Source organism: Tenacibaculum aestuariivivum, assembly GCF_964507685.1.
Taxonomy (GTDB): Bacteria; Bacteroidota; Bacteroidia; order Flavobacteriales; family Flavobacteriaceae; genus Polaribacter; species Polaribacter aestuariivivum.
This window is the reverse complement of record NZ_OZ208414.1, coordinates 704,770-718,074: the sequence shown is the minus strand read 5'-3', so window position 1 is coordinate 718,074 and position 13,305 is coordinate 704,770. Positions and strand designations below refer to the sequence as shown.

Genomic DNA, 13,305 nt, shown 5'->3' with positions numbered 1-13,305 from the left:
TTAAGTTTTAAAAAAAAAAATATTTAATTAATTATTTATTAAAATTAATTCTAAATAATTTTTTTATTATAAGATTGATGTATTTTTAAATTATAATTTAAAAATATATAAGTTAGTTATGTTTAAAAAGTATTATTTTGTTTTTTAATTAAATTAATTATTTTTTTACCACGAGCTTCACAACCTTTACTTTCATGTATTATTTTAGTAGTAATTAAGTATTTTAACTCTATATGAATCCATTCTTTTTTTAAGCCAAATAAAAATAAAAAAGTCATTGTGTAGGCTCGTACAGCTATTTTTTGATCTGTAATAAGCCAATCAAAACCTGTTTCAATAATGGTATCTATGTGTTTTTTAGTTAATATTACTTGTGTTTTATTTTTCTTTTTAGAGGTGTATGCAATAGCTAAATGTTCACAAATTTTTGCGCAAGGCCTAACAGCACTATTAAAATGTACTTTAGAAATGTTTGAGGTAAAAATAGTTATAAACGGATGAATGTGTGCAATTCCATAATGTGTACAAATCCATTCTAAAACCCAAGCTGCTTTAATAGATAGCTTATTATCTACGTCAAAAGTTAAAAAAATTAAGTGTTTTATTAAATTTGGATGTTCTAATACAATATTTGCAGCATTATTTCTGTTTACTCTAGCAGGGTTTTGCATATTATTTAAAACAGAAATTAAAAAATGAATACTCATATTAGTACAGTTTATGTATTTTTGATACTTGTAAATTATTAAATTAGTAAAAAATTATCAATGTTAAATATAAAAAGGATATTTTCAATAATACTTTTATTAGCTACTTTTTTTATTGTATCTGTAAAAGCCCAGAATATAAATAAATTTGATGCTAACGGAAGTAGAACAGGTGTTTGGAAAAAGTTTTATAATAATGGTAAGATTCGTTACACAGGTAAGTTTAAAAATGGAAAAGAAATAGGTGTTTTTAAGTTTTATGCTAAAACATCATCTTTACAGCCAGCAATTGTAAAAACATATGTTAACGATACAGCATTTGTTAAGTTTTATGATGAATTTGGTAAGTTAAAAAGTGAAGGTAAAATGATAGGAAAAAACCGTATAGGTAAATGGATTTACTATTTTTCAAATGGAAAACTTTTTTCTGAAGAAGAATATAAGGATGGTAAACTAGATGGGGTTCTTAAAAACTATTATCCTAACGGAACTTTAACCCAAGAAGCTAGGTACGTAGCTGGAAAAAAGAACGGACTGTCTAAAACTTTTACAGATTCGGCTATTTTAATAGAAGAGGTGTTATATGTTAATGATAAGTTAGAAGGAAAGGCAACTTATTACGATTTGAAAGGTGGAATAAAAGAAGAAGGAATGTATCAAAACGGAAAAAGAGTAGGAAAGTGGGAGTTTTATATGGATGGAGAAAAAGTTGATAAAAGAAAAAGAGAGAAGTTAGCTGATTTTAAACAATAATAAAAAAAATAGCTTTATATAATTTATTAATAAAGCTATTCAGTTTAATGATTATACTAAACAGAAACTTATTCGTAAATTTGCTTCTTACAAAAGTGTATAATGAAAAGAGTAGTAGTAGGACTTTCGGGTGGGGTAGATAGTAGTGTAACGGCTTATTTACTTAAAGAGCAAGGGTATGAGGTAATTGGCTTGTTTATGAAAAATTGGCACGATGATTCGGTAACCATATCTGATGAATGCCCATGGTTAGAGGATAGTAATGATGCAATGATTGTTGCTGATAAATTAGGAATTCCTTTTCAAACAGTAGATTTAAGCGATCAATACAAAGAGCGTATTGTTGATTATATGTTTAATGAGTACGAAAAAGGACGCACACCAAACCCTGATATTTTATGTAATCGAGAAATTAAGTTTGATGTTTTTATGGATATCGCCTTAAGTTTAGGAGCTGATTATGTTGCAACAGGTCATTATTGCCGTAAAGCTGAACAGATAATTGGTGGTAAACCTATTTACAAGTTATTGGCAGGAAAAGATACTAATAAAGATCAATCGTATTTTTTATGTCAATTATCACAAAAACAGCTTGCTAAAGCAATGTTTCCTATTGGTGAATTAACAAAGCCAGAGGTAAGAGAAATTGCTAAAAAAGCAGATTTAATTACGGCCGATAAAAAAGATTCTCAAGGATTATGTTTTATAGGTAAGGTTCGTTTGCCAGATTTTTTACAGCAAAAATTACAGCCTAAACAAGGTGTAATAATTCAAATACCAAGTAGTTTTAAACAGTATAGTAAAACAATCCCTAAATTTGAAAATGAAGAAGCTGAACTAGCATATTTTGCTACTAAATTCTCGTACAATAAAGATGAGGGGAAAATTGTAGGTAAGCACCAAGGTGCTCATTATTTTACCAAAGGACAACGAAAGGGTTTAAATGTTGGTGGCACAAAAGAAGCATTATATGTTATTGAAACAGATGTTATTGAAAATATAATTTATGCAGGTGAGGGTAAAAATCATCAAGGTTTGTATAGAAAGGTATTGTTTGTTTCTAATGATGAATTACACTGGATTCGTGAAGATTTGGCCTTGTTGCCAGGAGAAAAAATGGAAGTTGAGGCAAGAATTCGTTACCGCCAAAAATTAGAAAAAGCAACTTTACATAAGGTTGATAGTGGTTTGTATGTTGCCTTTGAAAATAAACAATCTGCTATTCAAGAGGGGCAATTTGTAGCTTGGTATTTTGCTGAAGAACTGTTAGGTTCTGGAGTTATTTCTTAAAAAAAATAGTTAAGTATTTTTTTGTTATTGTTTTATACGGGTGAAGTGAGTTTGTGTTCATTTATAAAAAATAAAAATACTATTTTAGTAATATTATATAACTTATTAGTATTAGATTGTTTATGAGAATATTACACAAAAAAACAACTTTTTATATATAAATATATACGCTTTGAAAAACAAAATTACTCAACTTTTTAATATAAAATATCCAATTATTCAAGGAGGAATGGTTTGGGTTTCTGGTTGGAAATTAGCTGCGGCAGTTTCTAATGCTGGCGGTTTAGGTTTAATTGGTGCAGGGTCTATGTACCCTGATGTTTTGAAAGAACATATTAGAAAGTGTAAAAAAGCAACAGATAAGCCTTTTGGAGTAAATGTACCAATGTTATATCCTGATATAGAAAAAATTATGGATGTTATTATTGGAGAGGGAGTTAAAATTGTTTTTACATCAGCAGGAAATCCTAAAACTTGGACTTCTTTTTTAAAAGATAAAGGAATTACAGTAGTACATGTAGTAAGTTCTGTAAAGTTTGCATTAAAAGCTGAAGTTGCAGGAGTAGATGCTCTGGTTTGTGAAGGTTTTGAAGCAGGAGGGCATAATGGACGTGAAGAAACAACTACGTTTACATTAATACCCATGGTAAAAGAACAAGTATCTATTCCTGTAATTGCAGCTGGAGGAATAAGTTCAGGTAAAAGTATGCTTGCAGCAATGGTTTTAGGGGCTAATGGAGTGCAAATAGGAAGTCGTTTTGCTGCTACTTTAGAATCTTCAGCACATGTTAATTTTAAACAAACTATTATTGATGTTAAAGATGGTGATACCTATTTAACATTAAAAGAATTAGCGCCTGTTAGATTGGTGAAAAATAAATTTTATAACGCTTTACAGACCTTATATAAGGAAAATTCTAGTATTGAAGATATTAAAGAATTTTTAGGGCGTGCTCGAGCTAAAAAAGGAATGTTTGAAGGTGATTTAGATGAAGGAGAACTTGAAATTGGTCAGGTTGCAGGGTTAATTCATCAAATAAAACCAGCAAAACAAGTGTTAGAGGAAATTATTACTGAGTTTAATAAAGTTAAATTAAAGATGAGTTTTTTTTAATCTTGTTTATATTTTGTTATTTTAGTTTTTTTATGTCTTTTTTTAGTGATTTAATGATGATTTAAGGCTTTTATTAATAATGTTCTTGTGCTTATATGTATTTTTTTTATTAATAGGTTTTACGTGTTTTTTTTAATTTTATGCTTTTTTTTAATTAGGTGTATAAATATAAAAAAAGCGTTGTGATTTTCACAACGCTTTTTTTATATTTAAATAAGAAGTAATTCTTAACCTCTTCTTTCTTTAATTCTAGCTTTTTTACCAGTAAGACCTCTAAAGTAAAAAATACGTGCTCTACGTACAATACCTTTTTTGTTTATTTCTATTTTTTGAATAGCAGGTAAGTTTATTGGGAAAATACGCTCAACACCTACAGTACCAGACATTTTTCTAATAGTAAAAGTTTCAGAAGAACCAACACCTCTTTTTTGTATTACTACACCTCTAAAGAACTGAGTACGTACTTTTTCACCTTCTCTAATTTCGTAGTAAACGGTTATAGTGTCTCCTGCAGAAAATTGAGGTAATTCATTTTTTGTTACAAATTCGTTTTGAACAAATTTAATTAAATCCATTGTAATAATATTTATATAGTTTTATAAAACAACATACACGATTTTCGTCAGAGGTTAATTTACGGGTGCAAAAATAATTAAATTATTGTAAAAATAGAAGGTTTTAACATAATAATTATTAAACTAATTGATTGTGGTTGTTAATTTAAAAAAGTTATGTAATAGCACTTTGATTAATCATTTAATAAATCAGGTCTAATATTTTTAGTGTGTTCATAGGCTTTTTTACTTCTCCATTCTTCTATTTTTGGAAAATTACCTGATAGTAATATTTCAGGAACTTTCATTTCTTTATATTCAGCGGGTCTTGTATATACGGGGGGTGATAGTAAGTTGTCTTGAAAAGAATCTGTTAAAGCAGATTGTTCATCGCCTAAAACGCCAGGTATTAAACGTACCACAGCATCACATAAAATAGCAGCGGCTAATTCACCACCTGTTAAAACATAATCGCCAATAGAAATTTCTTTGGTGATAAATTTATCACGAACGCGTTGATCTACCCCTTTGTAATGACCTGTTAAAATAATAATATTTTGTTTTAAAGATAGTGTGTTTGCTGTAGCTTGGTTTAAGGTTTTAGCGTCAGGTGTCATATAAATAATTTCATCATATGTTCTTTCTAGTTGTAATTTAGAAATACACTTATCTATAGGTTCTATCATTAAAACCATACCAGCTCCACCACCAAATTGGGTGTCGTCTAGTTTTTTGTAAGAACCAATTCCATAATCACGTAAATTATGAAAGTGAATTTCCGCTAAACCTTTGTCAATGGCACGTTTCATCATTGAATGTTCAAACGGGCTTTTTAATAAATCGGGTGCTAGGGTAATAATATCTATTCGCATGTTGGCAAAGATATATTTTTAAAGTAATATTAACACGCAAATATTTTTTTGAATTTTATTGGAAGTTCCTTTGTAATTGTAATTTGTTTTTTTGTAAAAGGATGTCTAAAATTTAAAGTTGAAGCATGTAAGTATAGTCCTTTTCCGTTTAGAATTAATCCTTCTATAAAATGCTCTTTGTCGCCTAGTATAGGGCTATTAATAGCTAATAAATGTTTTCTTAGTTGATGTTTTCTTCCTGTTTTTGGTGTTAGTTTTACAAGGTTTAATTTTATAAATCGTATTGAAGTAGTGGTTTTTAAAACTTCAAATAGTGTAAAAGCTGTTTTATTATTTACAGGAAGGTTAATTTCGCCTTTTGAAGCTATGTTGCCAATAGTAATAGCATGGTAGGTTTTTTGAATTTGTTTATTTTCAAATAGTTTGTTTAAAGCAATAATACTTGAATTTGTTTTGCCAATAAGTAAAAGTCCGCTTGTAGGATAATCTAAACGGTGTACAGGTCTTGGACGTACAGCGTCAAATAAGCTGCTTTTAGAAAGGTTTTGAAGTAAAGCATTATCAATGGTAGCAAAGGAGTTTCCGTTAACTAAAATACCTGGTGGTTTGTAAATAATAGCTAAGTAATCATCTTCAAATAGAATTTCTAACGGAAAATCAAATTGTTTAAATGTGCTGTTTTCGCTTGCTTTATATAATTCAATAAGCTCGTTTCCTTTTATAAATAGTGCAGTGGTTGCTATTTTTCCATCTACAAAAACTAAGTTTTTTTTTAAGGCTTTTTTAATACCTGATTTTGTTGGAATGGTTTTAAAAATACCAACACCATATTCTTGTAATCGAATAGGTTTTTCTAATGCCGGTGTTTTATGTGTTTCTGAGAGTATCATTTATTTGGCAAATAATTGAGTAACATCTTTAAAAGCTTTAAACTCTAAGGCATTATTTTCAGGATCGTTGAAAAACATAGTTGCTTGTTCTCCCGATTTTCCTTTAAACCGTATTGTTGGAGCAACAATAAATGTAATATTCATGTTTTTTAATCTTTCTGATAAGGTATTCCAATCTTCCCATTTTAATACTATTCCAAAATGAGGTACCGGAACTTCATGACCATCTACAGCATTGTTAACTGGTTTTGATGGTTGATAGTTTTCTTTTTGATGAAGTACTAATTGATGTCCAAAAAAATTAAAGTCTACCCAATGTGCTGAACGTCTACCTTCTTTACATTGTAAAACATTTTTATAAAAGGCGCTACTTTTTTTGAGATTTTGTACTGGAATTGCTAGGTGAAATGGAGGTAAACTCATATAAATGTAAGTTTTTTAATGTTTTTTAATTTTAAAAGGGTTTGAAATATTTTTAGTAAATTAGTAAACTATTGTTAGGTGGTTAGCCCCGATTGTAGCAATTGTTTGAGCTCCTCGCAGAGAGCGAGTGCGAAAAGCGGGAATTGGCTTCATAAATATCTGATTTAAATAATTAAGGCTAATTGTAAGTTACAGTACTTACGTAAATCTTCAAAAAAAAGGGTAAAATCTTCTTCGAATAATTGATAGTGAATTGTTAAGTCTTCAGAAGCTAAATTCATTTTTGATTTTCCTTGTGTACGTTTATTAATACCGTTTAAAACTTTTTGTATTTCGTGGATAAATTGATAATTATATAGCCAATTGTTTTGTGTCATATTGGGTAATAATTTTTGTGTTTTTTCAGGTAGTATTGAGTTGTTTTTAAGTAGTAAATCGTATACAGATTTTACATAAATGTTTAAAGGAATATCTGAGTAGATGGCCCAATTTTTAGCTAAAAAATGATCGTAAAAAACATCTATAATAACACCGTCATAATGTCTATAACGTTCGTGTAATCTTCTTTTACTTTTTCTAACAATAGTATGAGCATCGGTATAAGTATCAATTTGGCGGTGTAAAATAATGCCTTTTTGAATACGATTGTTAAAATGAGAAATTTTATTACCTTTAATATGGTCAGCAATAAAATTACCAATCATTAATTCTGCGTCATTACCAGATAAATATAAGTGTGATAAAAGATTCATTTGATAAATGTATAAATAAAAACCCACAACCGTTAAGCTGTGGGTTTTTATTTTTTTAATGTTGTTAGTTTTTGGTAGGAATGTTTTTTAAAATTTCTAGTAAAAATTTCCAATATTTTTGTGTTGATGATATTTGTGCACGTTCATCAGGTGAGTGTGGTGCTCTAATATTGGGGCCAAAAGAAACCATATCCATTTCTGGGTAGTTTTGACCTAAAAGACCGCACTCTAATCCTGCATGGCAAGCAGCTACATTAGGTTGTTCATTATGCAATTCTACATATAGCTTAGAAACTATTTTTAATATTTCAGAGTTTAAGTTTGGTAACCAACCTGGGTAATTTCCTGAAAACTCTACATCAAAACCAGCTAATTCAAAAGCCGAACGTAATGAGTTTGCTAAATCCCACTTATTAGAATCAGATGATGAACGGGTTAAACACGCTACTTCAACGTTTCCTTCTTTTACAATAACACGTGCAATATTATTTGATGTTTCAACTAATCCTTCAATATCAGGACTCATACGATATACGCCATTTAAGGCTGTGTATACTGCTTTAATTAATCCTTCTTGAGCGCCTAAATCCATTACGTTTTTAGGTATTTCAATTTCTTTTAATACAATTGATAAATTAGGTTCTAGTAAAACAAACTCAGCTTTAATGGTGTTTATTAATTCTTGAGTTTCAAATAAAAATGGTTCTTTTGAAATGGTATCTACAACTATTTTAGAAAAACTTTCACGTGGTATAGCATTACGTAAACTACCTCCGTTTATTTCAGAAACACGCAAGCCAAAGTTGGTAAAGCCGTCAAATAATAAACGATTCATTATTTTATTAGCATTTCCAAGTCCTTTAATAATATCCATACCAGAATGTCCTCCATTTAAGCCTGTAATAGAAATTTCAAAAGCAGTAGTATTATTTGGTGTGCTTTCTTGAGTATAAGTTCTTGTAGCAGTAACATCTACACCACCAGCACAGCCCATGCTAATTTCATCATCATCTTCAGTATCTAGGTTAAGTAAAATTTCACCTTTTAAAATACCAGCTTCTAACCCCATAGCTCCGGTCATTCCGGTTTCTTCATCAATTGTAAATAACGCTTCAATTTCAGGGTGTGCAATGTTTGTAGCTTCTAAAACAGCCATTATTGAGGCTACACCTAAGCCGTTATCGGCACCTAAAGTAGTTCCTTGAGCTTTTACCCAATCTCCATCAATAAACATTTTAATACCTTCTGTGTTAAAATCAAAAACAGTATCAGAGTTTTTTTGATGTACCATATCTAAGTGACTTTGCATTACAATAGTCTTACGGTTTTCCATTCCTGAAGAAGCTGGTTTACGAATAATAACGTTACCAACTTTATCAACCATGGTTTCTAAATTTAGGCGTTTGCCAAAATCGACCATAAATTGAATAATTCTTTCTTCTTTTTTAGATGGTCGTGGTACTGCATTTAAGGCAGCAAAATTTTTCCAAACAGCTTTAGGTTCTAAGTTTTTTATTTCTGAATTCATTGTAGAATGTTTGTTTAAATTTAAAGTACGAAGATACTTTTTTTAAGTGAGATATGTTGGTTGCATTCTTTGAAAAATTGTAAATTTGCAGGATGGATTTTTCTTCGAAATTACTAGAAAATGCGGTAAATGAGGTAAGTAGATTACCTGGTATTGGTAAACGAACTGCACTTCGTTTGGTATTGCATTTATTAAAGCAACCTATTGATACTACTAAATATTTAGCGAACTCTTTAACTCATTTACGGAATGATGTTAAGGCTTGTGCTAGATGTCATAATATTTCCGATACTGTTTTATGTGAAATTTGTAATAACCCAAATAGAAACGTTGATATTGTATGTGTTGTTGAAGATATTAGAGATGTAATGGCTATTGAAAACACAGCACAGTTTAGAGGTGTTTACCATGTGTTAGGAGGTAAAATTTCACCAATTGAAGGAATTGGACCTCAAAATTTACAAATAGATTCTTTAGTAAATAAAGTAAAAAATGGTGTTGTAAAAGAATTAATTTTTGCGTTAAGTTCTACGATGGAGGGAGATACTACTAATTTTTATATTTATAAGCAAATTGAAAAATATAACATAACTACATCAACAATAGCTAGGGGGATTTCTGTTGGTGATGAATTAGAGTATGCTGATGAGGTTACTTTAGGTAGAAGTATTGTAAATAGAATTCCTTTTGAGCAGTCTATAAAAGGATAAATATAATATATATAAAGCGAAGTTTTAAAACTTCGCTTTATATATATTATTGTTTTTTATAGGTTAATTTATTATTTGAAAAAGTTAATTCTTGTTTGTTATCAGAAAATTCGATGTTAAGGTCTGCGCCAGGCCCTGTAAAACCATGTTTTTTTAGGTTGTAGGTGTTATTGTTATTGTTAAGCCAATATCCTTTATAAGAATTTTTTTCATCTTTAATACATGTACCTGTTTGGTTACTATAGTCGTCAATAGTATAAGAGCCATCTTCTTTGAAAGTATAAGTGTCTTTTTTTTCACAAGTATCTGTTATAGCTTGTCCATTTTGTTGCGATAATTTCCAAGTACCTAGAATAATGTCTTCAGTAGGGTTTATATCTTCCTTTTCTTTAGGTAGTTCGTCATTTATAGGCGAGCATGAAATTGAACATAATGTAACTGTTAATAATAAAAATATTTTTTTCATAAAATAAGGGGGTTTGTTAGTTGCTAATGTATAATTAATTTTTTAATTTTATTTAATCTTTTCAGACGTGTCCCATGATTTTCTTTTTCTTAGTTTTTTGTAAAAGCGAATACCAAGCATTAATAATACTCCAAAAAGGATTATACCTGTAACTCCCCAAACCCAACTAATAGTATTTTTTAATACTACTAAAAAAACAACAGCAAATAAAATTACAGTAGGAGCCTCGTTAAAAATTCTCAATTTTGTTGGTGAGTAATTAATTTCATTACGTTGTAATTCTTTATATATTTTATGGCAAAATGCATGGTAAAAATACAAAGCTAAAACAAAGGCTAGTTTAACATGCATCCAAGGCATTTCTAAATAAATAGGATTTTTATAAAGTAACCAAAAAGCAAAAAAACTTGCTAAAAACAATGATGGCCAAGTAATAATATACCATAAACGTTTGGTCATTAACTTGTATTGAGTTTGTAAAATATTTTTAGCTGGTTGGTCTTTCTTTTCAGCCTCTACATGGTAAATAAATAATCGACCAATGTAAAATAAACCAGCAAACCAAGTTATTACAAAAATAATGTGTAGTGCTTTTATGTATAAAAAATCCATTTTATTTTAACTTATAATCAGTTGTTTTTAATTGTATTTTATTGATAACTAGATGTTTTAAAAATTATTAATCCATGTGGCTAAAACATTTACCCATTCTTCATTATCATTAATACAAGGCACTGTATAGAACTCTTCACCACCAGCTTCTAAAAACTCTTCTTTACCCTCCATGGCAATTTCTTCTAAAGTTTCTAAACAATCTGAAACAAAAGCAGGAGTAACTATAGCTAGTTTTTTAATACCATCTTTTTCAGCTTTGCTAACAATAGTTCTATCTGTATAAGGTTGTAACCAAGGGTCAACTCCTAAACGAGATTGAAAAGAGGTTGAAACCGTATTTTCATCTAAATCTAATTCAGATATTACATTCTTTGTTGTTTGAAAACATTGATGACGATAACAAAATTCATGTGCTTTTGATGGTGTATTACAACAGCTTCCATCTATCTTACAATGACTTTTAGTTATGTCTGATTTGCGAATATGACGCTCAGGAACCCCGTGATAAGAGAATAATAAATGATCATAATCTTTATCAGCTAAATAATCTTTAATACTATTTGATAAAGCTTTAATGTATTCTGGCTTTTGATAAAAAGCAGGAACATCAGTTATTTTCATATCAGGAAAAAACTCCTTTCTTAATTCTTCAGCTAAAACAACAATTGTTTCAGTTGTTGCCATAGCAAATTGAGGATATAAAGGAATTAACATAACTTCGGTAACACCTTTATCATGTAATTCTTGTAATCCTTTTTTAATAGTCATTGTACCATATCGCATAGCTAAAGCAACAGGTAATTCAGTTTTTTGTTGTACCTTTTTTTGTAATCTTTCAGATAATACAATTAAAGGAGAACCATCTTTCCACCAAATTTTTTTATAAGCTGCTGCAGATTTTTTTGGTCTTGTATTTAAAATAATACCTTTAACTAAAAATGAACGAAACCAATAAGGAACATCAATTACACGTTCATCCATTAAAAATTCACCTAAATATTTTTTAACATCCTTCGGATCTGTACTTTCTGGAGATCCTAAGTTTACTAATAAAGCTCCTTTCATTTTTTATTATTTATTTCGTAAAGTTTAAAATTACTTTACAATATTTATTTTTTATTTAATTGATTTGTTGTTTCGTATAATGCAATACTTAAACTATGAATAACATTCATTGATGAGTTACGCCCGTACATTGGTATTGCTACTGTGGCATCAACACTGTTTATGTTTTCAATACCATTTCTTTCGCTACCTAAAAGTAAAACTATTTTCTCACTGTTTGTAAAGTCAAACTTTTGAATAGCAACACTTTTATCTGCAACCTCAATACCTATAATGGTGTTTCCTTCTTGCTTTAGTTTGTTTATAAGTTCGTTAAAATCACTATAGGTTTCATGACTTATCTGGTTAATAGTGTTTCTTGCAGTGCGTAATACATTTCTGTTTTCGGTAGAAGGTGAGTTTTCGTGTAAAAATATTTTTTCAACACCAAAGCTTTCAGAAATTCTAAAGCACATACCTATGTTTTCAGGAGTTCTTATAGCGTCACAAACAATAGTTATTGGAAATTGTTGTTGCTTGTTTTCAATATCGTAATGGGTAAGTTGTTTCATTTAGTTTCCTTGTAAAGAGATAACATACTGTTTTGGTGTTGTGCCAAATTTCTTTTTAAAAGCAGCTATAAAGTGACTAGAAGTGCTGTAGCCCACCTGTATACCAACTTCATTTACGTTAAATTGGTTGCTTTCTAAAAGTTTACGAGCGTGTTCCATTTTATAATCAAATAAAAAGCTATAAACGGTGTCGCCATATATTTGTTTAAAACCTTCTTTTAATTTTTTTAAATTTAAACCAACCTCGGTAGCAAGCTCTTGTAGTGTTGGAGGTTCGCTCATTTTGGATATAATAATATCTTTAGCTTGTCTTATTTTTAAAATTTCACGATCATCTACTAGAAACGGACAGTATTCATTTTCGGTATTTTCTCCAGTATCAAAATGAAGACTTAATAATTCGTATGTTTTACCTTTTATATAAAGGTCTTTCATTGAACTGTGATTTTTGGCTGTTAAAATTTGTTGAAGCGCCATTAAGGTATTAGAGCTAATTTCAGTATTGTCGTAATATTTTTTATTTTTGTTATCATCACTTAAAAAAGGAATGTAGCTAGCTTCTTTTGAAAATAAAGCATGAAATTTTTCAATTGTTATTAAAATAGAAACTAAAGATGTTTTTGGTAAAATTTCTAAATTTATAGGTAACTTTTGTTGTGGGTTGTATAAAAAAATAGCATGCTTATCTAGTACATTAAAAGTATAACTATTATCATTAAAATTAAAATTACAATTTCCTTTTACACAGTAATGCAACTGTATATATGAGTTGTCAATATCTCTTTTGTAAAATTTAGTATCGTTTGTGTTGTTTTGAAATTTTAATACAAAAAAACCTTTTTCTAATAACACTTCTCTAAATGTACTTTCTGCGATGTTTTTTGGCATAAATTTAAATATAATTTTAAAATAGTAATTTAGAACGACTCTAAATTAAACAACTCTCCCTAGCTGGTTTTGTTGCAAAAATACACATTATCTGTGTTTTATAGCTGTTTTTATACTAAAAAACAGC

16 protein-coding genes are annotated in these 13,305 nt (G+C 29.3%); 4 read left to right on the top strand and 12 right to left on the bottom strand.

Features of this window, described 5'->3' with window-relative positions; all coding sequences use genetic code 11:
• Positions 1 to 122: 122 nt before the first annotated feature.
• Positions 123 to 707, bottom strand: a complete 585-nt coding sequence (locus ACN5J4_RS03080) for an adenylosuccinate lyase (RefSeq protein ID WP_418650704.1) — start codon at positions 705 to 707, stop codon at positions 123 to 125.
• A gap of 60 nt (positions 708 to 767) precedes the next feature.
• On the opposite strand from ACN5J4_RS03080, the gene ACN5J4_RS03075 reads away from it, so the two are divergent.
• The 3 genes from ACN5J4_RS03075 to ACN5J4_RS03065 all read left to right on the top strand — a co-directional run bounded on the left by ACN5J4_RS03075 (position 768) and on the right by ACN5J4_RS03065 (position 3,864).
• Positions 768 to 1,460, top strand: coding sequence for a toxin-antitoxin system YwqK family antitoxin (locus ACN5J4_RS03075; protein ID WP_418650703.1), 693 nt, complete (start codon positions 768 to 770; stop codon positions 1,458 to 1,460).
• Positions 1,461 to 1,562: 102 nt separating this feature from the next.
• Positions 1,563 to 2,750: a tRNA 2-thiouridine(34) synthase MnmA gene (mnmA, locus tag ACN5J4_RS03070; RefSeq protein WP_418650702.1), complete on the top strand. Its 1,188-nt coding sequence runs from the start codon at positions 1,563 to 1,565 to the stop codon at positions 2,748 to 2,750.
• Between the two features lie 172 nt (positions 2,751 to 2,922).
• Positions 2,923 to 3,864, top strand: a complete 942-nt coding sequence (locus tag ACN5J4_RS03065) for an NAD(P)H-dependent flavin oxidoreductase (protein ID WP_418650701.1) — start codon at positions 2,923 to 2,925, stop codon at positions 3,862 to 3,864.
• 227 nt (positions 3,865 to 4,091) lie between these two features.
• Here ACN5J4_RS03065 and rplS read toward each other — a convergent pair whose 3' ends face one another.
• From rplS to ACN5J4_RS03035, 6 genes are all read right to left on the bottom strand, one after another.
• A complete protein-coding gene (gene rplS / locus ACN5J4_RS03060) occupies positions 4,092 to 4,439 on the bottom strand; it encodes a 50S ribosomal protein L19 (protein WP_418650700.1) in 348 nt (115 codons plus the stop codon).
• A gap of 173 nt (positions 4,440 to 4,612) precedes the next feature.
• Complete coding sequence (trmD, locus tag ACN5J4_RS03055) at positions 4,613 to 5,290, bottom strand: tRNA (guanosine(37)-N1)-methyltransferase TrmD (RefSeq protein WP_418650699.1); 678 nt, start codon at positions 5,288 to 5,290, stop codon at positions 4,613 to 4,615.
• Between the two features lie 29 nt (positions 5,291 to 5,319).
• Positions 5,320 to 6,180: an RluA family pseudouridine synthase gene (locus ACN5J4_RS03050; RefSeq protein WP_418650698.1), complete on the bottom strand. Its 861-nt coding sequence runs from the start codon at positions 6,178 to 6,180 to the stop codon at positions 5,320 to 5,322.
• Positions 6,181 to 6,603, bottom strand: coding sequence for a VOC family protein (locus ACN5J4_RS03045; protein ID WP_418650697.1), 423 nt, complete (start codon positions 6,601 to 6,603; stop codon positions 6,181 to 6,183).
• A gap of 164 nt (positions 6,604 to 6,767) precedes the next feature.
• Positions 6,768 to 7,355, bottom strand: a complete 588-nt coding sequence (locus ACN5J4_RS03040) for an ACP phosphodiesterase (protein ID WP_418650696.1) — start codon at positions 7,353 to 7,355, stop codon at positions 6,768 to 6,770.
• Positions 7,356 to 7,419: 64 nt separating this feature from the next.
• Positions 7,420 to 8,883: an aminoacyl-histidine dipeptidase gene (locus ACN5J4_RS03035; RefSeq protein ID WP_418650695.1), complete on the bottom strand. Its 1,464-nt coding sequence runs from the start codon at positions 8,881 to 8,883 to the stop codon at positions 7,420 to 7,422.
• Between the two features lie 92 nt (positions 8,884 to 8,975).
• Between ACN5J4_RS03035 and recR the strand changes: the two genes are divergently transcribed.
• Positions 8,976 to 9,593 carry a recombination mediator RecR gene (recR, locus tag ACN5J4_RS03030; protein WP_418650694.1) on the top strand — a complete coding sequence of 206 codons (618 nt, stop codon included), beginning with the start codon at positions 8,976 to 8,978 and terminating at the stop codon, positions 9,591 to 9,593.
• Between the two features lie 46 nt (positions 9,594 to 9,639).
• Here recR and ACN5J4_RS03025 read toward each other — a convergent pair whose 3' ends face one another.
• The 5 genes from ACN5J4_RS03025 to ACN5J4_RS03005 are packed head-to-tail and all read right to left on the bottom strand — an operon-like array spanning position 9,640 to position 13,178.
• Positions 9,640 to 10,059, bottom strand: coding sequence for a lipocalin family protein (locus tag ACN5J4_RS03025; protein ID WP_418650693.1), 420 nt, complete (start codon positions 10,057 to 10,059; stop codon positions 9,640 to 9,642).
• A gap of 48 nt (positions 10,060 to 10,107) precedes the next feature.
• Positions 10,108 to 10,671 (bottom strand): CopD family protein, encoded by a 564-nt coding sequence (locus ACN5J4_RS03020; RefSeq protein ID WP_418650692.1) that lies wholly within the window; start codon positions 10,669 to 10,671, stop codon positions 10,108 to 10,110.
• 57 nt (positions 10,672 to 10,728) lie between these two features.
• Positions 10,729 to 11,739, bottom strand: coding sequence for a ferrochelatase (hemH, locus tag ACN5J4_RS03015; RefSeq protein WP_418650691.1), 1,011 nt, complete (start codon positions 11,737 to 11,739; stop codon positions 10,729 to 10,731).
• Positions 11,740 to 11,783: 44 nt separating this feature from the next.
• Complete coding sequence (locus tag ACN5J4_RS03010; protein ID WP_418650690.1) at positions 11,784 to 12,290, bottom strand: TrmH family RNA methyltransferase; 507 nt, start codon at positions 12,288 to 12,290, stop codon at positions 11,784 to 11,786.
• The gene (locus ACN5J4_RS03005; RefSeq protein ID WP_418650689.1) at positions 12,291 to 13,178 is read right to left on the bottom strand and encodes a helix-turn-helix domain-containing protein; all 888 of its coding nucleotides are present in this window, start codon (positions 13,176 to 13,178) and stop codon (positions 12,291 to 12,293) included.
• Between the last annotated feature and the right edge of the window lie 127 nt (positions 13,179 to 13,305).

Coding starts and splice junctions, on each gene's coding strand:
- ACN5J4_RS03080 (WP_418650704.1), bottom strand. CDS start 707: ATGAGTATTCATTTTTTAATTTCTGTTTTAAATAATATGCAAAACCCT.
- mnmA (WP_418650702.1), top strand. CDS start 1,563: ATGAAAAGAGTAGTAGTAGGACTTTCGGGTGGGGTAGATAGTAGTGTA.
- ACN5J4_RS03035 (WP_418650695.1), bottom strand. CDS start 8,883: ATGAATTCAGAAATAAAAAACTTAGAACCTAAAGCTGTTTGGAAAAAT.
- ACN5J4_RS03040 (WP_418650696.1), bottom strand. CDS start 7,355: ATGAATCTTTTATCACACTTATATTTATCTGGTAATGACGCAGAATTA.
- ACN5J4_RS03025 (WP_418650693.1), bottom strand. CDS start 10,059: ATGAAAAAAATATTTTTATTATTAACAGTTACATTATGTTCAATTTCA.
- ACN5J4_RS03020 (WP_418650692.1), bottom strand. CDS start 10,671: ATGGATTTTTTATACATAAAAGCACTACACATTATTTTTGTAATAACT.
- ACN5J4_RS03005 (WP_418650689.1), bottom strand. CDS start 13,178: ATGCCAAAAAACATCGCAGAAAGTACATTTAGAGAAGTGTTATTAGAA.
- ACN5J4_RS03045 (WP_418650697.1), bottom strand. CDS start 6,603: ATGAGTTTACCTCCATTTCACCTAGCAATTCCAGTACAAAATCTCAAA.
- hemH (WP_418650691.1), bottom strand. CDS start 11,739: ATGAAAGGAGCTTTATTAGTAAACTTAGGATCTCCAGAAAGTACAGAT.
- ACN5J4_RS03050 (WP_418650698.1), bottom strand. CDS start 6,180: ATGATACTCTCAGAAACACATAAAACACCGGCATTAGAAAAACCTATT.
- rplS (WP_418650700.1), bottom strand. CDS start 4,439: ATGGATTTAATTAAATTTGTTCAAAACGAATTTGTAACAAAAAATGAA.
- ACN5J4_RS03075 (WP_418650703.1), top strand. CDS start 768: ATGTTAAATATAAAAAGGATATTTTCAATAATACTTTTATTAGCTACT.
- trmD (WP_418650699.1), bottom strand. CDS start 5,290: ATGCGAATAGATATTATTACCCTAGCACCCGATTTATTAAAAAGCCCG.
- ACN5J4_RS03010 (WP_418650690.1), bottom strand. CDS start 12,290: ATGAAACAACTTACCCATTACGATATTGAAAACAAGCAACAACAATTT.
- recR (WP_418650694.1), top strand. CDS start 8,976: ATGGATTTTTCTTCGAAATTACTAGAAAATGCGGTAAATGAGGTAAGT.